The sequence below is a fragment of the Streptococcus hyointestinalis genome (genome assembly GCF_041225505.1).
Taxonomy (GTDB): Bacteria; Bacillota; Bacilli; order Lactobacillales; family Streptococcaceae; genus Streptococcus; species Streptococcus hyointestinalis_B.
Genome location: NZ_JBCLSK010000032.1, coordinates 1 through 20,803, shown reverse-complemented (window position 1 = coordinate 20,803; position 20,803 = coordinate 1). Strand labels below are relative to the sequence as shown.

Annotated in this window: 19 protein-coding genes; all 19 read left to right on the top strand. The window is 41.8% G+C overall.

Annotated elements, in window-relative coordinates:
- Positions 1-106 precede the first annotated feature (106 nt).
- The 19 genes from AALA56_RS07770 (at position 107) to AALA56_RS07675 (ending at position 20,525) form a co-directional block, all read left to right on the top strand.
- Complete coding sequence (locus AALA56_RS07770; protein WP_369909498.1) at positions 107-874, top strand: hypothetical protein; 768 nt, start codon at positions 107-109, stop codon at positions 872-874.
- A 758-nt stretch (positions 875-1,632) separates the two neighbouring features.
- Positions 1,633-2,997, top strand: coding sequence for a UDP-N-acetylmuramoyl-L-alanine--D-glutamate ligase (gene murD, locus AALA56_RS07765; protein WP_369909497.1), 1,365 nt, complete (start codon positions 1,633-1,635; stop codon positions 2,995-2,997).
- Positions 2,990-4,066, top strand: coding sequence for a UDP-N-acetylglucosamine--N-acetylmuramyl-(pentapeptide) pyrophosphoryl-undecaprenol N-acetylglucosamine transferase (locus AALA56_RS07760; RefSeq protein ID WP_369909496.1), 1,077 nt, complete (start codon positions 2,990-2,992; stop codon positions 4,064-4,066). The genes murD and AALA56_RS07760 overlap by 8 nt, the downstream gene beginning before the upstream one ends.
- Complete coding sequence (locus tag AALA56_RS07755) at positions 4,066-5,256, top strand: cell division protein FtsQ/DivIB (protein ID WP_369909495.1); 1,191 nt, start codon at positions 4,066-4,068, stop codon at positions 5,254-5,256. The genes AALA56_RS07760 and AALA56_RS07755 overlap by 1 nt, the downstream gene beginning before the upstream one ends.
- A gap of 181 nt (positions 5,257-5,437) precedes the next feature.
- Positions 5,438-6,829 carry a cell division protein FtsA gene (gene ftsA, locus AALA56_RS07750; RefSeq protein ID WP_440210894.1) on the top strand — a complete coding sequence of 464 codons (1,392 nt, stop codon included), beginning with the start codon at positions 5,438-5,440 and terminating at the stop codon, positions 6,827-6,829.
- Positions 6,830-6,850: 21 nt separating this feature from the next.
- Positions 6,851-8,131, top strand: a complete 1,281-nt coding sequence (gene ftsZ, locus AALA56_RS07740; RefSeq protein WP_164682472.1) for a cell division protein FtsZ — start codon at positions 6,851-6,853, stop codon at positions 8,129-8,131.
- Entirely contained in the window at positions 8,131-8,808 is a 678-nt protein-coding gene (locus tag AALA56_RS07735) for a YggS family pyridoxal phosphate-dependent enzyme (protein WP_369909494.1), read from the top strand. Before ftsZ ends, AALA56_RS07735 begins: the two co-directional genes overlap by 1 nt.
- A gap of 8 nt (positions 8,809-8,816) precedes the next feature.
- Positions 8,817-9,437 carry a cell division protein SepF gene (locus AALA56_RS07730; RefSeq protein WP_115270651.1) on the top strand — a complete coding sequence of 207 codons (621 nt, stop codon included), beginning with the start codon at positions 8,817-8,819 and terminating at the stop codon, positions 9,435-9,437.
- Positions 9,438-9,441: 4 nt separating this feature from the next.
- Positions 9,442-9,705, top strand: coding sequence for a YggT family protein (locus AALA56_RS07725; protein WP_172605608.1), 264 nt, complete (start codon positions 9,442-9,444; stop codon positions 9,703-9,705).
- Positions 9,705-10,493, top strand: coding sequence for an RNA-binding protein (locus AALA56_RS07720; RefSeq protein WP_369909493.1), 789 nt, complete (start codon positions 9,705-9,707; stop codon positions 10,491-10,493). The genes AALA56_RS07725 and AALA56_RS07720 overlap by 1 nt, the downstream gene beginning before the upstream one ends.
- 45 nt (positions 10,494-10,538) lie before the next feature.
- Positions 10,539-11,348, top strand: a complete 810-nt coding sequence (locus AALA56_RS07715; protein ID WP_276760835.1) for a DivIVA domain-containing protein — start codon at positions 10,539-10,541, stop codon at positions 11,346-11,348.
- Positions 11,349-11,596: 248 nt separating this feature from the next.
- Positions 11,597-14,383: an isoleucine--tRNA ligase gene (gene ileS, locus AALA56_RS07710; protein WP_369909492.1), complete on the top strand. Its 2,787-nt coding sequence runs from the start codon at positions 11,597-11,599 to the stop codon at positions 14,381-14,383.
- Between the two features lie 109 nt (positions 14,384-14,492).
- A complete protein-coding gene (locus tag AALA56_RS07705) occupies positions 14,493-14,876 on the top strand; it encodes a RidA family protein (protein WP_369909491.1) in 384 nt (127 codons plus the stop codon).
- Positions 14,877-14,956: 80 nt separating this feature from the next.
- Entirely contained in the window at positions 14,957-15,739 is a 783-nt protein-coding gene (locus AALA56_RS07700) for a DUF1003 domain-containing protein (protein ID WP_369909490.1), read from the top strand.
- Positions 15,723-16,610, top strand: coding sequence for an RNase adapter RapZ (rapZ, locus tag AALA56_RS07695; protein WP_369909489.1), 888 nt, complete (start codon positions 15,723-15,725; stop codon positions 16,608-16,610). The genes AALA56_RS07700 and rapZ overlap by 17 nt, the downstream gene beginning before the upstream one ends.
- Positions 16,607-17,581, top strand: coding sequence for a YvcK family protein (locus tag AALA56_RS07690; protein WP_369909488.1), 975 nt, complete (start codon positions 16,607-16,609; stop codon positions 17,579-17,581). The genes rapZ and AALA56_RS07690 overlap by 4 nt, the downstream gene beginning before the upstream one ends.
- A complete protein-coding gene (gene whiA, locus AALA56_RS07685; RefSeq protein WP_369909487.1) occupies positions 17,578-18,489 on the top strand; it encodes a DNA-binding protein WhiA in 912 nt (303 codons plus the stop codon). The genes AALA56_RS07690 and whiA overlap by 4 nt, the downstream gene beginning before the upstream one ends.
- 18 nt (positions 18,490-18,507) lie before the next feature.
- Positions 18,508-19,905 (top strand): C69 family dipeptidase, encoded by a 1,398-nt coding sequence (locus AALA56_RS07680; protein ID WP_369909485.1) that lies wholly within the window; start codon positions 18,508-18,510, stop codon positions 19,903-19,905.
- 335 nt (positions 19,906-20,240) lie between these two features.
- On the top strand, positions 20,241-20,525 hold the full coding sequence (locus tag AALA56_RS07675) for an SH3 domain-containing protein (protein WP_369909484.1): 285 nt from the start codon (positions 20,241-20,243) through the stop codon (positions 20,523-20,525).
- Positions 20,526-20,803: the final 278 nt, after the last annotated feature.

Below are 20,803 nucleotides of genomic sequence, written 5' to 3'. Positions count from 1 at the left end.
CTTGCAATTGAGAATAGAACAAATCGTACTAGCCTATAATTTGAGATATTTTGAAATCAACTAGCACCACGAATATAAAATACTTGTTCACAAGGAGGGAATCTAAGTGTCTTCAGTAACGCAACGTATTAAAAGTGTAAAGCAACCTTGGGGAGGATATATTCGCCCCAAAACATTCACCGTACAACAGTTCAATGATCATATTACTTTATACGAAAAAGAGAATGTGGCTTCAAATCTTATAGGATTGCTGGTTGACTATCTTACTCGTTTTATGAATGGATCTTCTCCAGAAGAAGCTTTTAAAATATCTCTTCAAGGAGCTATTAATATTGGTGAGTATGACTTAGCAAAGGCTTTTCTAAAGAGAATTAAAGGTCTAGATGATGGAACAATACGTTGTGCTCACAAACTTGTAGAGTATGATGTTTATTATCGTGTGGGAATGTCTTCGCTTTATAGAATGATGCAGAAAAGAGATAGTCCTATTCTTACAGATGAAACGATTGAAAATATACGTACAATGGTAAAACGGTCTTTAACGTTTATTGAGAATTATGGACCAATTACCAAAGATGGTTTTACTTTGGATGGTGCTTATACTGATATTATTACTATCGGTGATGGAGACTTTTTAACCGAAAATACTGTATGGGACTTTAAAGTATCTAAACATGACCCCAACAAAGATCATACACTTCAGTTGTTGATTTATTACATAATGGGAAAAAAGTCTAATAATCCTGAATTCAAGACTGTTTGTAATTTAGGAATTTTTAATCCGAGACTTAATAAGGTTTATTTATTAGCTATTAGTGATGTGCCTACTGAGGTTATTGCAGAGGTCTCTGAAGAAATTATTGGTTACAAGTAATATTTTTTGGAACTATACCCGTTGTGCTAGTTACTTAAGCGTAAGCGAGTGAATACCTTAGACTAAAACCATTCTCCATTTGACTTTGATGAAGTAGTAAGGAGTATGTTAATAGCTGATTTACAACCTTGTTGTAGAGCCCAAATGTAGCTAGAAATCAAAATAACATCGGGTTGAATTTGTAAGTGGACATTCTTACAGAAACGAACTGACTTTGGAACATATTTCTCGTACAGATTAGTCACTTTCATTAAAATTTTATTGAAAACTACTTGTGTTTGAGAAGGATTAGCGAGATAATGTAATTGGCTTTGCATATCATGTCCTCAATTCGTGATGGTTTTGAGTTTATGATACGCAAGTTTTTTTATTATTTCTACAATTAACTAGCACAACGGGTATAATTATATAATTATAATACAAATGAGCATGATATAGAAGCTGGTTGCGGGGCATTTTGAAAGGTTATCTTGAAACTTTTTTGGAGCAACTATAAGTCATAGCTCTTGATATGACGAACCTATAACTCATCTTATTATTTTCCATTTCCTAAAAAAATTCCTATTGCGCTGCTTCTCTCACGGGGTTGAGCCAAAAGGTGTAGGAGTTGCGCTTACAACAAAAGAGCTTATAGTAATCGTTTATAAATGCCTCAAAAGGGAAACGCAAGGTTCTCTTTTTTGCTTACGGCAATACCTTGAAAATCCTAGCAATTAACGGTACAATAAAAGATATTATAGAATGAATTGGAATGACTAATGAAAAAAATAACGCAGTTTGAAAATCAAAAAGTTCTTGTCCTAGGCTTGGCACGCTCTGGTGAAGCGGCAGCTCGTCTTTTGAGTCAGCTAGGAGCTATTGTCACTGTGAATGATAGCAAGCCTTTTGATGAAAATCCGATGGCGCAGTCCTTGCTCGAAGAAGGTATCAAGGTCATCTGTGGCAATCACCCGCTAGAATTGTTAGATGAAAATTTTGCCCTCATGGTGAAAAATCCAGGTATTCGCTATGATAACCCGATGGTTGAAAAAGCTCTAGATAAGGGCATTCCTGTTATTACTGAGGTTGAGCTGGCTTACCTGGTGTCAGAAGCACCTATTATCGGTATCACTGGCTCTAACGGCAAAACCACAACAACGACTATGATTGCCGATGTGCTTAATGCTGGTGGCAAACACGCCCTTCTCTCTGGCAATATCGGCTTTCCAGCTAGCGAAGTTGTTAAGACCGCCACAGCAGATGATACTCTAGTGATGGAGCTGTCAAGCTTTCAGCTGATGGGCGTTCGTGCCTTTCATCCTCGTATGGCAGTGATTACCAATCTCATGCCAACACACATTGACTATCATGGTAGTTTTGAGGACTACGTTGCTGCTAAGTGGCACATTCAAGACCAGATGACAGCAGATGATTACTTGATTTTAAATGCCAATCAAGACTTAGCTAAGACTTTGGCTCAAAAAACACAAGCCACCGTTGTTTTCTTCTCAACGAAGGAAAAGGTTGATGGCGCTTATCTTGAGGATGGTTTTCTTTACTTCAAGGGTGAGAAAGTCATGGAAGCTAGCCATCTAGGTGTTCCAGGTAGCCACAATATCGAGAATGCCCTAGCGACTATCGCCGTTGCTAAACTATCGGGTATTAAAAACCATGTTATTGCAGATACGCTCAGCGCTTTTGGTGGTGTCAAACACCGTCTGCAAAAGCTGGGTAGCGTTGATGGTGTTCTCTTTTACAACGACAGCAAATCAACCAATATCCTTGCCACTCAAAAAGCTCTATCTGGTTTTGATAACAGCAAGGTTATCTTGATTGCCGGTGGTCTTGACCGTGGCAATGAATTTGACGACTTGGTGGAGGACATCAAAGGACTCAAGCACATGGTTATCCTCGGTGAGTCTGCGCCACGTGTCAAAAGAGCAGCAGACAAGGCAGGCGTTGCTTATTGCGACGCTAGTGATGTCAAAGAAGCAGCTATCCGTGCCTTTGAATTGGCTAGTGAAGGAGATGTTGTTCTTCTCAGTCCAGCCAATGCCAGCTGGGATATGTATCCAAACTTTGAGGTGCGTGGTGATGAGTTCATCGCGGCTTTTGAAGGATTAAAGGGAGCGCAGTATGACTAAAAAAATCGTCTTTACTGGTGGAGGAACTGTTGGTCATGTGACCTTGAATCTCATTCTCATCCCAAAGTTTATCAAAGATGGCTGGGAAGTGCACTACATCGGCGCTAAAGGTGGTATTGAGCATGAGCAGATTAAGCAGTCTGGGCTTGATGTGACCTTTCATGCTATAGCGACTGGAAAATTACGCCGTTATTTCTCTTGGCAAAATATGTCTGATGTTTTTAAGGTGAGCTTTGGGATTGCTCAGTCTATTGGGATTTTAGCGAAAATCAGACCGCAAGCACTCTTTTCAAAGGGAGGTTTTGTGGCGGTTCCGCCAGTTATTGCAGCTAAAACGCTAGGTATCCCTGTCTTTGTGCATGAGTCTGACTTGTCTATGGGCTTAGCTAACAGAATTGCCTACAAATTTGCAACGACCATGTACAGCACTTTTGAGCAAAGTGAAGCCTTAACCAAGGTCAAACACGTCGGTGCTGTTACAAAGGTCTCAGCAACTAAAAATGAAACCTCACCTCAACTTGAGGACATTAAAGCGCACTTCAATCCAGACTTAAAGACTATTTTGTTCATCGGTGGTTCAGCTGGTGCCAAGGTGTTCAATGACTTTGTTAGCCATGAAGATACCTTAACTCAGCATTTTAATGTCATCAATATCACAGGAGACTCAAGTCTCAATGCTTTAGGTGAAAACTGCTACCGTGTGGATTATGTGACTGACCTCTACCAACCCTTGATGGATATGGCAGATGTCGTTATCACACGAGGTGGTTCCAACACGATTTTTGAACTGTTAGCCATGCAGAAACTGCATATCATTGTGCCACTAGGGCGTGAAGCTAGTCGTGGTGACCAGCTGGAAAACGCTGCTTACTTTGAGAAAAAAGGCTATGCCAAGCAGTTGCTTGAGGAGGATTTTACCTTAGAGAATCTTGAGCAGGCAATAGCTGATGTGCTAGAGCACAAGGAAGATTATATCGCCCACATGCAGGCAAGTCATGAGCTGAAAACCCCAGATGATTTTTACCAACTGCTGACAGATGACATTTCAAAAACAATAAAGGAAAGCTAATGTCTGATAAAAAACATGAACAGGAAAAAAAGGCAATAGAGCAAAAAAGTGCTGAAAATGCTGAGAGCAAAGAGCAAAAAGCTCCTTTGACAGAATGGCAGCAGCGCAATCTAGAGTTTTTAGCCAAAAAAAAGCAAGAAAAAGAAGCGAAAGAGCAACAAAAAAAAGAAGAACGTCTAGAAAAGCTAGCACGCTACGGCAAGGTCCCAAAGGAAAAAGAGCAAGAAGAAGCGGCTAAGCAAGAGAGTGATACAGACAAGCCTAAAAAGAAAGCTAAGAAAACTAAGGTTAAAAAGGTCAAAGAAAAAAAAGAGTTGACCAAACGTCAAAAGGCGCTCATCAAGGCTCTGCCGGTTCTGATTGTTTCGGTTCTTTTGATTGCCATTTCTCTTTTTGTGATTTCGCCTTACAGTAAGGAAAAAACAGTCACTGTCAAAGGGAGTGCTCATACAGCGTCTGAGACAGTTATCAAAGAAGCAAATATCAAATCGTCAGATTACATTTTCTCGCTTTTGTTACATCCTAAAAGATATGAAGCCCGCTTAAAAGCAGCTAATCCTTGGGTGTCGTCAGCAAAACTTAACTATCAATTTCCCAACCACTTTACCCTAACGGTTAAGGAATACTCGGTGGTTGGCTATGTGCAGACAGACGCAGGTTATCAGCCACTTCTCTCAAGTGGTGAGACTGCTTCTGTCGTTGCAGCAACAGACCTGCCAACGACTTATATCACGATTACCTTGACAGACAAGACAATGTTAAAAGAGTTGGATAAGGACTTGAAGGCGCTTGATAAAACGCTTCGTGATAGCATTGAGACGATTGCTTTAGCAGGCTCAAGTTCGACCAGTGATTTATTGACCTTGACCATGCGTGATGGCAATACGGTGCGTGTACCACTGTCTGAGATGACGACTAAATTACCATATTATAGTAAGATTAAAGACAAGCTCACTGCACCAGCTATTGTCGATATGGAAGTAGGCATTTACACGACGACAGCTGATATTGAGGCAAATAATACAGCAACAACTGCAGAAGCGACCGCTGAAAGTTCAGAAACGACAACTGAAAACTCAGAAGCAGCTGCTGAAACACAACAAACAGAAATTGCAGAGAGTACAACTGCTGAAAATCAGGAGGACACAACAAATCAGACAGAAACAGCCCAAACAACAGAAGGGCAGTAGTTTAGCTTTCTTTTGCTTGATTTGTAGGAAATTGAGAGTATTTTTGCAAAAAGATAAAATAAAGAACGTAAAAAAAGAACTTTTTACGTTCTTTTATGGTATAATATTCTCTGAATAATTCTGTTTAGAGGCAGATTTTTTGATAATTGTATAGAATGTAGAGAATAGAGAGGTCGAGTGAATGGCTAGAAATGGCTTTTTTACTGGTTTGGATATAGGGACAAGCTCGATAAAAGTCTTAGTAGCAGAGTTAATTTCCGGTGAGATGAATGTTATCGGTGTTAGCAATGTCACAAGCACTGGAGTGAAAGATGGCATTATTGTTGACATTGAAGCTGCAGCAGAAGCGATTAAGACAGCAGTTGAGCAAGCAGAAGAAAAAGCAGGTATCAAGATTGAAAAGGTCAATGTTGGCTTACCGGCAAATCTTTTGCAAATCGAACCCACTCAAGGGATGATTCCTGTACCAAGCGAGTCAAAAGAAATTAAAGATGAAGATGTTGAGAGTGTTGTCAAGTCAGCCTTGACAAAGAGTATCACGCCTGAGCGTGAAGTTATCTCTTTGATTCCAGAGGAATTCATCGTTGATGGTTTCCAAGGCATACGAGACCCACGAGGTATGATGGGGATTCGCCTTGAGATGAGAGGACTCATCTATACCGGTCCGACAACTATTTTGCACAACCTACGTAAAACAGTAGAGCGTGCTGGTATTGAGACTGAAAACATCATCATTACGCCATTAGCTATGGCAAAATCTGTTCTTAATGAAGGGGAACGTGAATTTGGTACGACAGTGATTGACATGGGTGGTGGACAGACAACTGTCGCTTCCATGCGTGCCCAAGAACTCCAATATACAAACACCTATCCAGAAGGTGGCGAGTATGTCACAAAAGATATCTCAAAAGTGTTAAAGACCTCTATGCAAACCGCTGAATCTCTCAAGTTCAACTTTGGTCAAGCAGACGTCTCAGAATCAAGCGAAAGCGAGACGGTTATGGTTGATGTTGTCGGAAGCGATGAGCCTGTTGAGGTCAGTGAGCGCTTCTTATCAGAGGTTATCTCAGCACGCATTCGCCACATTCTAGACCGTGTAAAGCAAGATTTAGAGCGTGGTCGCTTGCTTGATTTACCGGGTGGTATTATATTGGTGGGCGGTGGCGCTATTATGCCTGGAGTCGTTGAAGTGGCTCAAGAAGTTTTAGGCGTATCTGTCAAACTTCACGTCCCAAATCAAGTCGGAATTCGTAACCCTATGTTTGCCAATGTTATCAGCATTGTCGAGTATGTGGGTACTATGTCAGAGGTCGATGTGATTGCTCAAGCCGCTGTATTTGGCGAAGAGCTACTACGTCGTAAACCAGTTGACTTTAATCCAAGGCTTGATAATAGCCGTCCAAGCTATACAACGACAGCACCTCTACCAACTTTTGGTAATGAAGAGCCTATCACAAATGCTATGGAACCTCTACCAACCGTAGAGAGACCACAAGAAGAGCAACAACCACGTGAGGCTCGTCCAAAATTGTCAGAGCGTGTTCGTAATATTTTTGGAAGTATGTTTGACTAATTGATTAAGTGAGGGAGAAAAATGGCATTTTCATTTGATTCAGCATCTGTTCAGGGTGCGGTGATAAAAGTAATTGGTGTCGGCGGTGGTGGCGGAAACGCCATCAATCGCATGATTGACGAAGGTGTGGCAGGCGTTGAGTTCATCGCTGCCAATACAGATATTCAAGCACTTTCAAGTTCTAAAGCAGAAACTGTTATTCAGCTTGGACCAAAATTAACACGTGGTCTAGGTGCTGGAGGTCAACCTGAGGTTGGTCGTAAAGCTGCAGAAGAAAGCGAAGAAGCATTGACAGAAGCCCTAACTGGCGCTGATATGGTCTTTATCACAGCAGGTATGGGAGGTGGATCTGGTACTGGTGCAGCTCCTGTTATTGCTCGTATCGCTAAAAGCCTTGGTGCTTTGACAGTGGCTGTTGTGACACGACCATTTGGCTTTGAAGGGAACAAACGTAGTTCCTTTGCTATGGAAGGAATTGATGAGCTTCGTGAACAAGTGGATACCTTGTTGATTATCTCAAACAATAATCTTCTTGAGATTGTTGATAAAAAGACACCACTTCTTGAAGCGCTTAGCGAAGCGGATAATGTCCTTCGTCAAGGTGTGCAAGGGATTACAGACTTGATTACAAATCCAGGGCTTATCAACCTTGACTTTGCAGACGTTAAGACTGTTATGGCAAATAAAGGGAACGCCCTTATGGGTATTGGTATCGGCTCTGGTGAAGAGCGTATCACAGAAGCAGCTCGTAAGGCTATCTACTCACCACTTCTTGAGACAACTATTGACGGTGCTGAGGATGTTATCGTTAACGTCACAGGTGGTATGGACATGACGCTTACTGAAGCCGAAGAAGCATCTGAAATTGTCGGACAAGCAGCAGGTAAAGGTGTCAACATCTGGCTTGGTACATCTATTGATATGGATATGAAAGATGAGATTCGTGTCACTGTTGTTGCTACTGGTGTTCGTAAAGATAAGGCAAAAGCACCGCAAAGTGCTAGCCGCCAAAATCCTCAACAAGCAGCAGGTGCAAAGTACGCACAGGAGACACGTCAAAATTCAACCTTTGACCGTCAACAAAACTTTGATATGCCAATGCAACGTGAGATGCCAACACCACAGCAAGCAACTCCCCAAAATCAACAAACAAATGCTTTTGGTAACTGGGATTTGCGCCGCAACGATATTTCACGTCCAACAGAAGGTGAACTCGATAGTCAGCTTTCTATGTCAACATTCTCTGATACAGACGACGCTGATGATGAGCTTGAAACACCACCATTCTTTAAAAACCGTTAATGATGACTCTAAAAAAGAACAAAGAAGCTGTATTTGAGCATGTTAGACAAGCTACAAAAGCAGCACATCGACCTGAAGATAGTGTTCATATTATTGCTGTGACCAAGTATGTGGATGCTCAAGTTGCTAAGGAACTTTGTGAGACAGGGATTGAGCATATCGCTGAAAACCGTGTTGATAAATTCTTGGATAAGTACCAAGCCCTCAAAGAGGAAAATCTGACTTGGCATCTGATTGGAACGCTTCAACGCCGTAAGGTGAAGAATGTTATCAACTATGTCGATTATTTTCATGCATTAGATTCTGTAAAATTAGCTGCTGAAATTCAAAAGCGTGCAGAGCATCCCATAAGGTGCTTTTTACAAGTTAATATCTCAGAAGAAGAAACGAAGCATGGCTTCAAGGCAAGCGAAGTTGAGGCTGCTCTTTCTGAGATAGCTGCTTTTGATAAGATTGAGCTTGTGGGTCTGATGACGATGGCGCCGCTAGCTGCTACAAAAGAGGAGATAGCGGACATCTTTAATCAAACACAAGAGCTTAATCACTACTTACATAACTTACATTTGCCACGTATGCCTTTTACAGAGTTAAGTATAGGCATGAGTGGTGACTATGATATAGCCATTCAAAATGGTGCAACTTTTGTAAGAATAGGTTCAGCATTTTTTGAAGAATAGGAGGACTTATGGCGTTTAGAGATCGCATTGATAAGCTTGTTGCTTATTTTGATACAGATGATGTGACAGATGTTGAAGAAACTGTTGAATCATCTCATCAAGTAGAAGAAAAACCAGTTCAAACTCAAAAAGAACCAAGGGTTACTCCGCAAGTAGCTCCTAGTCAAGAAAGAGTGAGACAAACTCAGGTACAAAGCCGTCAAACACGTCAGCAAAGACCAGAGCGAACGCAGTCTCACCAGTCTAGTCAACCAAGTGCAACACAGCGTAGAGAGTCAACTATGGCAGGTTATCACAATACACAACAGCAATATAGTGGCAGCCAACCAGCTCCACAATTGACTATCTCACTAAAATATCCAAAGCAATACGATGATGCACAAGATATTGTTGATTTGTTAAACAAAGATGTTTGTGTCTTGATTGATTTTCAATACATGTTGGACGCACAAGCAAGACGTTGTTTAGATTTTATTGATGGGGCAAGTAAAGTTCTTGGAGGTTCTCTCCAAAAAGTAGGAAGTTCTATTTATCTATTAGCTCCTGCGATTGTTTCCGTTAATCTTGAAGAGGCTATTCATGCCATTCCTCAAGAAGCAAATTTTGATTTTGATATGAAGAGACGTTGAGATGTTGCTGTTAATTATTGATATTTTATTGAGAGTCATTCAAGTTTATTCTTATCTTTTACTTGTTTATGCTTTATTATCATGGTTTCCTGGAGCCTATAACAGTGGACTTGGTCGTTTAATTGCCTATTTTGTAGAGCCAGTCATCCAACCTTTTAGACGTTTTCACTTACAGATTGGTGGTTTGGATTTTACCATATGGGCAGTGATGATTGCTCTTAACGTACTGAGCGGGCTTTTGTTGAGGCTAGTAGGGTTGGTTCTCTAATGGTTTCTAAGACCGTTTTACAGCATTTTCACAAGGATGAGTTTGTCTTTGTGGAAAAGATGACGGACATCATCAACCGTGTCGAAGATACTTACACTATCTTTGTAACCGACTTTTTAAATCCTAGAGAGCTAGCGATAGTTGAGAGCTTGGTTGCGAATCGCAAACTTCTCTTCTACTCGTCCAATGATTACTTTGGTACAGAGTATGGAAAAGCAATCATTGCTCCTGACTATTATCAGTTTGATGAGGCGGATTTTGAACTTTCACTTTTAGAAATTCACTACAATAGTAAGTTCAATCATCTCACACATGCGCAGATTTTAGGGGCTTTTCTCAATCAATTAGGCATTGAACGCCATTTGATTGGGGATATTCGCCTAAATAAAGAGAAAGCACAGCTTTTTCTAACAAGTGCCATGGCAGACCAAGCCATACAGCAGATGACCAAGATTGGACGAGCTGGTGTGACGCTAGAGGAAATTCCCTTTAGTCAATTGATGAAACGTCAAGAAGAAGTTACGAGTCTTTTTCTTCAGGTCTCTAGCTTTAGGCTGGATAAGATTTTAGCCAGTAGTTTTAAATTGTCACGCCTTCAAGCCGTTAAGCTCATTGAAGCTGGGAAAGTAAAGGTCAACTACAGGACTGTTGAAAAGACATCTGAACAGCTAGAGTTGGATAATATGGTGAGTGTTCGTGGCTTTGGGCGCATTAGGCTAGTCGATGAACAAGGGCTTACAAAATCTGGTAAGCATAAACTGACTATTGAAAAGTTAAAGCATAAATAGTATTATAAAGAACAAACGAATTGAATTTTATTTAAGGAGGCTAATATGGCGCTGACTGCATTAGACATTAAGGACAAGACATTTAAGAGTGGCTTTCGTGGCTACAATGAAGAAGAAGTAGATGAGTTTTTGGATATTATCGTTGATGATTATGAAAGTCTCATTCGTCAAAACCGTGACTTGGAAGAAAAGGTTAAAACCTTAGAAGAAAAAGTAGCGTATTTTGATGAAATGAAAGAGTCACTTAGTCAGTCTGTTATTCTTGCTCAAGAAACAGCTGAAAAGGTTAAAACATCAGCCAATGACGAAGCAAGTAATCTCTTAGCACGCGCTAATATTGAATCACAACAACTTTTAGATGAAGCTAAAATCAAAGCAAACCAAATCATTCGTGATGCTTCAGATGATGCCAAACGTGTGGCTGTTGAGACAGAAGATTTGAAACGTCAAGCTCGTGTCTTCCATCAACGTTTGGTAGCTTCTATTGAAGGACAATTGAGCCTTGCTAACTCACCTGATTGGGATGAATTGTTGAAACCAACAGCTGTCTATGTGCAAGATTCTGATGAAACCTTCAAAGAAGTTGTGGAAAAAGTTTTAGACGAGCACTTGCCAGCAACAAGCGAGGCAGCAACTTTTGATGTGACACGCCAATTCACACCAGAAGAAATGGATGAATTGCAACGTCGTGTTGAAGAAAGCAATAAAATGGTTGATGAGTTAGAGTCTGTTAAGCAAAAAATGGAATCAACTTCTGAGCCAGAGTCTATCTCTCCAGCAGACATGTTGGCACAATCAAGTGAAGAAGACTCATTAAACGAAACCCAAACATTCAAATTAAATATCAGCGAATAAGAAAAACAAGACATGGTACTTGATAGTTCCAGCGAGTAGGCGATGGTGAGAGGTCTATATTTTCTCAGTTCCATGTTATCATTTTCTTTGATTTCATCTGAATCAAGTAAGATGAAAGGTTTGACTAACCTTATCAGTCGTCAAGGGAGTAGGAGGACTCTATCTGTTTTCCTATTCTAAATTAAGGTGGTACCACGAGCTTTCGTCCTTTTGCGATGAAAGCTTTTTATATTATAAAGGAGTTAGCAATGAAACTTAAAGATACCCTCAATCTTGGAAAAACAGCTTTTCCGATGCGTGCTGGGCTTCCTAACAAAGAGCCAAAATGGCAAGCCGAATGGGAAAAAGCAGAGATTTATAAAAAACGTCAAGAACTAAATGAAGGCAAGCCTTCTTTCAACCTCCACGATGGACCTCCCTATGCTAATGGGAATATCCACGTTGGGCATGCCATGAACAAAATCTCAAAAGACATCATTGTGCGTTCCAAATCTATGTCTGGTTTTCGTGCACCTTATGTGCCTGGTTGGGACACACATGGTTTGCCAATTGAGCAAGTCCTTGCCAAACAAGGTGTCAAACGTAAGGAGATGGACATCGTTGACTATCTCAAACTCTGTCGTGACTATGCTTTGACACAGGTTGATAAACAACGTGAAGACTTCAAGCGTCTAGGTGTTTCAGCAGATTGGGAAAATCCATACATTACACTTGTGCCAGCTTATGAAGCCGCACAAATCCGTGTCTTTGGGGCAATGGCAGACAAGGGCTATATCTACCGTGGGGCAAAACCAGTTTACTGGTCATGGTCATCTGAGTCAGCTCTTGCTGAAGCTGAGATCGAGTATCACGATATCGACTCAACATCTCTCTACTATGCCAATAAGGTCAAGGATGGTAAAGGCATCCTTGATGAGGATACTTATATTGTTGTCTGGACGACAACTCCATTTACCGTTACTGCTTCACGTGGTTTGACAGTAGGACCTGATATGGATTATGTCGTCGTGAAACCAGAAGGCAGCGAGCGTAAATACCTTGTTGCAGAAGGGCTTCTTGACAGTCTTAGTGAGAAATTTGGTTGGGACAATCCAGAAGTTATCTCTCGTCATAAAGGTGCTGAACTTGAGATGATTGTCACAGAGCACCCATGGGATAGCGAAGTAGACGAGCTTGTTATCCTTGGTGACCACGTAACACTAGACTCTGGTACAGGTATCGTCCACACCGCTCCAGGTTTTGGTGAGGATGACTACAATGTCGGTATCAAATATGGTCTTGAAGTTGCCGTTACGGTCAATGAGCGTGGTCTCATGATGGAAAACGCTGGTAGCGACTTTGAAGGACAATTTTACGACAAGGTAACACCACTGGTTCAAGAAAAACTAGGTGATTTACTACTTGCTAGTGAAGTTATCAACCACTCTTACCCATTTGACTGGCGTACTAAAAAACCAATCATCTGGCGTGCCGTTCCACAATGGTTTGCTTCTGTTTCTAAATTCCGCCAAGATATTTTAGATGAGATTGAAAAAACAAGCTTTAATCCAGCATGGGGACAAAAACGTCTCTACAACATGATTCGTGACCGTGGTGACTGGGTTATCTCACGTCAACGTGCTTGGGGTGTGCCACTTCCTATCTTCTACGCTGAGGACGGCACAGCTATTATGGCTAAAGAAGTGACAGACCATGTCGCTGACCTCTTTGAAGAACACGGCTCAATCATCTGGTGGAAACGTGAGGCGAAAGACCTCTTGCCAGAAGGCTTCACACATCCAGGTTCACCAAACGGTCTCTTTACCAAAGAAACAGACATCATGGACGTTTGGTTTGACTCAGGTTCTTCTTGGAATGGTGTCATGAACGCTCGTGAGGAACTTTCTTACCCAGCTGATCTCTATCTGGAAGGAAGCGACCAATACCGTGGCTGGTTTAACTCATCACTGATTACTTCTGTCTCTGTCAACGGTCATGCCCCTTACAAGGCTATCTTGTCTCAAGGGTTCACGCTTGATGGTAAAGGTGAGAAGATGTCTAAGTCACTAGGAAATACGATTTTACCAAGTGATGTGGAAAAACAATTTGGTGCTGAAATTCTACGTCTCTGGGTGACAAGTGTCGATACAAGCAATGACGTGCGTATCTCTATGGACATCCTCAAGCAAACCTCTGAAACCTACCGTAAAATCAGAAATACCCTTCGCTTCTTGATTGCAAATACGTCTGATTTCAAACCTGAGTGTGATACGGTAGCTTACGAAGACCTTCGTCCTGTTGATAAATACATGACCATCAAATTTAACCAATTGGTTAAAACAATTCGTGAAGCTTATGAGGCTTATGACTTTATGGGCATTTACAAAGCAGTCATCAACTTTATCACGGTTGACTTGTCTGCCTTTTACCTTGATTTTGCCAAAGATGTCGTCTATATCGAAGCTGCAAACAGTTTAGAGCGCCGTCAAATGCAAACCGTCTTTTATGACATCCTTGTCAAATTGACAAAATTATTAACACCAATCCTTCCACACACAGCTGAGGAAATCTGGTCTTACCTTGAACATGAAGCAGATGAATTTGTACAATTAGCCGAGTTACCAAATTATCAAAACTTTGCTGGTCAAGAAGCGATTTTAGAAGAGTGGGAAGCCTTCATGACCTTCCGTACGCAAGCTCAAAAAGCTTTAGAAGAAGCTCGTAATGCTAAAATCATCGGAAAATCTCTAGAAGCTCATCTCACTGTTTATGCTTCTGAAGAAATCAAAATGCTGCTCTCTGCTCTTGATAGCGATATTGCACAACTGTTGATTGTATCAGAATTGACCATCACAGACGAGGCTGCACCGAGCGATGCGATTCGCTTTGATGATGTTGCCTTTAGCGTGGCGCATGCTTCTGGTGAGGTGTGTGATCGCTGCCGTCGTGTGGATGAAACAGTCAAAGAACGTTCTTACAATGCCACTATCTGTGACCACTGTGCAGAGATTGTCGAAGCGAACTTTGCAGAAGCTCTGCAAGAAGGTTTTGAATAATGTGATACAAACAAGCGGGCATTTGCCTGCTTGTTTTTTAGAATGGCAAAAAGTTGTGTTAATTTTCTGAAAAATATGCTAAACTATTAGTATCTTTTGGAGGTATATTATGGTAAAAACAATTCAAACTGACCAAGCGCCAAAGGCTATCGGCCCTTACGTTCAAGGCAAAGTTGTCGGTGATTTCTTATTTGCAAGTGGACAAGTCCCTCTCTCACCAGAGACAGGTGACATTGTTGGAGAGACGATTGAGGAGCAAACAAAGCAGGTGCTATCAAACATCAAAGCCATTTTAGTAGAAGCTGGCGCTGACTTTGATAAAGTGGTTAAAACAACCTGTTTCTTGAGTGATATCAATGACTTTGCAGCTTTCAATGCGGTCTATGAGACAGCTTTTAAAGAAACCTTTCCAGCACGCTCTTGTGTGGAGGTGGCACGTCTTCCTAAGGATGTCAAAGTAGAAATCGAAGTCATTGCTTATCTAGCGGACTAAAAAGGGCTATGCCCTTTTTCTTTAGCTTTCAAGTGTCGCTTAGAGGTGGATGTGGTATAATAATCTAAAGGAGTGATACCGTGAGTACTATTGCTATCTATCAAGATGCGATAACAGGTGACGACTTCTCAAAAGACCAAGGTGTTTTTTTGAAAGATTTAGAGCGTCCCTTAATCAACTTAATTCAAGAAGACCATCCCAATCTAAGCCCAGATGCTTTTATCAGTAATGAGACCTTAGCCAACTATCGCTTGCGCTACCTAAATGCTATTATTGACAATGCCAACACTAAAAATGATAATATCCGTGAGCTAGTAGTTAATGTCAGTAAAAACCAACTCTCAGACAAGATGGATGTTGGTGAGCAGTGGAATGCCAAGGTGACCTTTGGTCAAAAAATCGCAGACGCTGTGGCTCGCTTTGGTGGTTCTTGGACCTTTATCATCTGCTTTGTGCTCTTGATGATTATCTGGATGGCGTTAAATGTTATCAAACCGTTTGGCATTGTTTTTGATGCTTATCCCTTTATTTTATTGAATTTAGCTTTATCGACCATTGCAGCGATTCAAGCGCCTTTGATTATGATGAGTCAAAACCGTGCTTCAGATTATGACCGCTTGCAAGCTCGAAATGACTTTTTGGTCAATCAAAAATCTGAAGAAGAAATCCGACTGTTACATGAAAAGCTTGACCACTTGGTGCAGCAAGACCAGTCAGATTTATTGGCTATTCAAAAATTACAAACCGAAATGCTTTTGTCAATGACAGAGCAGTTGGATGATTTGCAAAAGAGAAATCAAGAACTCTTAACTCGCTTAGAGCTGCTAGAGAGAAAGGATGATGAAAATGACAAAACCAATTGAGTTAGTGATTGTGACAGGAATGAGTGGTGCTGGGAAAACCGTTGCCATTCAGTCCTTTGAGGATTTAGGTTATTTTACTATTGACAATATGCCACCGACCTTGTTGCCAAAATTTATCAAGCTGGTTGAGCAGTCGGGTGAGACAAATAAGGTCGCTTTGGTTGTGGACATGCGTAGTCGCCTTTTTTTCAATGAAATCAATGCGATTTTGGACAAGATTGAGACCAATGAACGTGTCAAGGTTAAGATTCTCTTTTTGGATGCGACCGATGGCGAGCTGGTGTCACGCTACAAAGAAACCAGACGTAGCCACCCATTAGCTTCAGATGGGCGTGTTCTTGATGGCATTACTTTAGAGCGTGAATTGCTAGCGCCACTAAAAAGTCTAAGTCAAAATGTCGTGGACACGACAGAGCTGACGCCACGTCAGTTGCGCCAAGTTCTATCAGAGCAGTTTTCATCTGATGACAATAAAAGTTCTTTCCGCATTGAAGTGGTGAGCTTTGGCTTCAAGTACGGCTTGCCACTGGATGCTGACTTGGTCTTTGATGTGCGTTTTCTGCCAAATCCCTACTACAAACCAGAACTAAGAGATAAAACAGGATTAGACAAGGATGTTTATGATTATGTCATGGGCTTTGAAGAGTCAGAAAACTTTTACCAGCACTTGCTTGATTTGATTGAGCCGATTTTACCGGGTTATCAAAAGGAAGGCAAAGCTATTTTGACTATTGCTGTGGGCTGCACAGGTGGTCAGCACCGAAGCACAGCTTTTGCCCATCGTTTAGCAGAGGATTTAAAAGCCAACTGGTCTGTGAATGAAAGTCATCGTGACAAAGACCGTAGGAAGGAGACGGTAAACCGTTCATGAGAAAACCCAAAATTACAGTGATTGGTGGAGGAACTGGTATTCCTGTCATCTTAAACAGCCTGCGTTTAGAGGATGCGGATATCACAGCAGTGGTGACAGTTGCTGACGATGGTGGTTCTTCTGGTAAATTACGAGGCAGCATGCGCTTGACGCCACCAGGTGATTTGCGCAATGTGCTTGTTGCTATGAGTGATATGCCACGTTTTTATGAAAAGATTTTTCAATACCGCTTTGCAGATGGAGATGGTGATTTTGCTGGACACCCACTTGGTAATCTCATTATTGCTGGCATTTCAGAGATGCAGGGTTCTACTTATGAGGCCATGCAGATTTTAACCAAGTTTTTCCACATTTCTGGCAAAATTTATCCCTCAAGTGAGCAACCTTTGACGCTTCATGCTATTTTCCAAGATGGGCATGAGGTGGTTGGCGAGAGTCGCATTGCTGATTATCAAGGCATGATTGACCATGTTTTTGTCACTAATACCTACAATAACGAGCGTCCTAAAGCCAGCCGTAAGGTGGTCAAAGCCATCATGGAAAGTGATATGATTGTCCTTGGACCAGGATCGCTATTTACCTCGATTTTACCTAATCTCGTCATCCCAGAAATTAAGGAAGCACTGCTTGCAACACCTGCTGAAGTGGCTTATGTTTGTAATATCATGACCCAAAGAGGTGAGACCGAGCATTTCACAGATGCCAACCACGTTGAAGTGCTCAATCGCCACTTGGGGCGTGACGTGATTGATACTGTTTTGGTCAATATCGAAAAAGTACCAGAAGCCTATATGGTCTCAAACAGTTTTGACGAGTACTTGGTTCAGGTAGGCCATGACTTTGCAGGGCTTCAAAAGCAGGCAAAGCGCATTATCTCTTCTAACTTCTTACGGTTAGAAAAGGGCGGAGCCTTTCACCACGGGGACTTGGTGGTTGAAGAATTGATGAGTTTGGTAGGGAAAAAAGTATGAGTTTTACAACGACAATCAAAGAAGAATTGCTCAGCCTTCCTATTCAAGACAAAAGTGAACTCTCAGCCATCATCAAGCTTTCAGGAAGCCTTGGCTTGACTAGCAACGGCTTGACTCTATCCATCACCAGTGAAAATGCTAAGATTGCAAGACACATTTATCAGCTGCTAGAGCATTATTACACCAGCCAGCCAGAGATTAAGTACCACTACAAGACCAATTTGCGTAAGAATCGTGTCTACACGGTTTTTGTGGATAAGGATGTGGAGACGATTTTGGCGGATTTGCAGTTGGCAGATTCTTTCTTTGGCTTAGAGACTGGGATTGAGGCGCATATTTTAGAGGATGATGACAGCGGTCGGAGTTATTTGAAAGGTGCTTTTCTAGCGACAGGAACAGTGCGTGACCCCGACTCGGGCAAATATCAGCTAGAGATTTTCTCCGTTTACCAAGACCACGCTGAGGATTTAGCCTCTCTCCTGCAAAAGTTCATGCTTGACGCCAAGGTCATTGCCCATAAAAGCGGAGCTGTGACTTATCTTCAAAAAGCTGAGGACATTATGGATTTTCTTTTGGTAGTTGGCGCTCTTCAAGCAAAGGAGTCTTTTGAGGAAGTTAAAATTTTACGTGAAACACGAAATGACCTCAACCGTGCCAATAATGCTGAGACTGCAAATATCGCTAGAACGGTGACAGCTAGTATGAAGACCATCAATAACATCATCAAAATCATGGATACGATTGGTTTTGATAGCTTGCCTAGTGATTTGCGTCAGGTGGCACAAGTGCGGGTGGCGCATCCAGATTACTCCATCCAGCAGATTGCAGATAGCTTAGACATAGCGATTACCAAGAGTGGTGTCAATCACCGCTTGCGTAAAATCAACAAAATTGCAGAAGAATTGTAAAACAGAAAGGACACATGTATGGCTTGTACGACGATTTTAGTTGGGAAAAAAGCGTCTTATGACGGCTCAACCCTTATCGCTAGAACAGAAGATTCGCAAAACGGCGAATTTACGCCTAAAAAATTTATTGTAGTCAATCCAGAGGATCAACCTCGCCACTATAAATCGGTCTTATCTACTTTTGAGATGGATTTACCAGACAATCCTATGCGCCATACCTCCGTACCAGACGCCCTAGGCAAAGACGGTATCTGGGGTGAAGCAGGGATTAACGCTGTGAATGTTGCCATGAGTGCGACTGAGACCATCACGACAAATGCTAGAGTGCTTGGTGCTGACCCCTTGGTGCCATCAGGAATTGGTGAGGAAGATATGCTGACTTTGGTTCTTCCTTATATCCATAGTGCACGTGAAGGTGTTGAGCTTCTTGGTTCTATTTTGGAAAAATATGGAACCTATGAGAGCAATGGCATTGCTTTTTCAGATTGTGATGAGATTTGGTGGCTTGAGACGATTGGTGGGCATCACTGGATTGCTAGACGTGTTCCAGATGACGCTTATGTAACCAACCCTAACCAACTCGGCATAGACTATTTTGAGTTTAATAATCCTAACGACTACCTTCACTCTAGTGATCTTCGTGATTTTATTGCCAAACATCACTTAGACTTGACCTATTCAAATGAGCACTTTAATCCACGCTACGCTTTTGGTAGTCAACGTGATAAAGACAGACATTACAATACCCCAAGAAGCTGGGCTATTCAGCGCTTTTTAAACCCAGAAATTGAGCAAGATCCTAAGAGCTTTTTCATTCCATGGTGTCAAAAACCGTATCGCAAGGTAACCGTTGAAGATGTCAAGTATGTGCTCAGCAACCACTATCAAGACACTATTTTTGATCCTTATGGACCAGAAGGAGATGCTGTTAGTCAAAAAGCCTTTCGCCCCATTGGTATCAATCGCACCAGCCAGACAGCGATTTTACAGCTGCGTCCAAATCAACCTCACGAAACAACAGGTATCCAGTGGCTTTCCTACGGGTCAATGCCATTTGCGACCTCAGTTCCTTTCTTCACGCAGGTCACTAAAACGCCAGATTACTTTGCAAATACAAGTGAAAATGTCTCAACAGATAGCTTTTACTGGACAAGCCGCTTGATTGCAGGTCTAGCAGACGCTCACTTCCATCAGCATGAAGGACAGCTTGATGACTATATTGAAAAGACTATGGCACAAGGTCATGCTATGATTGGTAAAGTAGATGCTGCGCTAGCTGCAGGTGAAACAGTTGACTTTGAAGCAGAAAACCAAGAAATAAGCGACTATATTCAAGAGGAAACGCAAAAGCTGTTAAATAAAGTTTTGTTTGATTCTAGCAACCTAATGACCAACCGTTTCTCTGTTAGCGACTAACCCCGTAAGCCAGCCTATGTTGGCTTTTTTATGTGTTTTCCTCTAAGTTTCCTTTTCATTTTCGAGTAAGTAAGATGAGGAGGAGATATGAGAACAAAATACAAAAGCCTATTATTACTAAGCCTGCTAGGCAGTAGCCTAGCTCTAAACACTACTAGCGAAGCCTCAGTGCTGGAGGATAACTACCCGAACCAGTGGAAGAGTGGCTATGGCAATGCCATCAGTTGGGGCAGTGTGGCTAGAAACCAAGGCTACCGCGTAGACATGAATCCCGCTTTCGGTTCCGTCGCTTGGTTCTCAGCTGTCGTTAACGCCGCAGCTTCCATAAAAGCCAAGTGTCTGGCTACATCCACTTCAAGGACCTAGGGGGAAGCACCGTAACCTCAACCCCATCTGAGCAGTCCACACCTTCAAGCTCAATAGCCCTCTCATCGAGCGGCACCTACACCTTCACTAGCCGCCACGGGATCAAGAATGCACCCCAACAATCCAGCAGCGATATCGCCTATTACGATGCCGGCAGCAGTGTCCGCTATGATAAAACGGTCATCTCAGACGGCTATGGGTGGCTCTCCTATATCAGTTACTCAGGCGCTAGCCACTATATCGCTATAGACTAAGAGAAAAGACCTCAGGGTCTTTTTTCATTTTTTTATAAAAAAGATTAAAAAAGTTATTGACAGTGTTGATGAAGTTTGATAAACTAATGTAGCTGTCAAACGAGAGGGCAGTCAAGACGAGAGGTTGAAAAACTTTTAAAGAAAGTGTTGACAAGTTGTTAAAAGTTTGATAGAATATAGAAGTTGTCTCTTGAGAGACAAAGACCTTTGAGAACTGAACAAGACGATGTGCAGGGCTTCTTAAAGAAGTCAAAAATAAATCTGTCAGAGAACAGAAT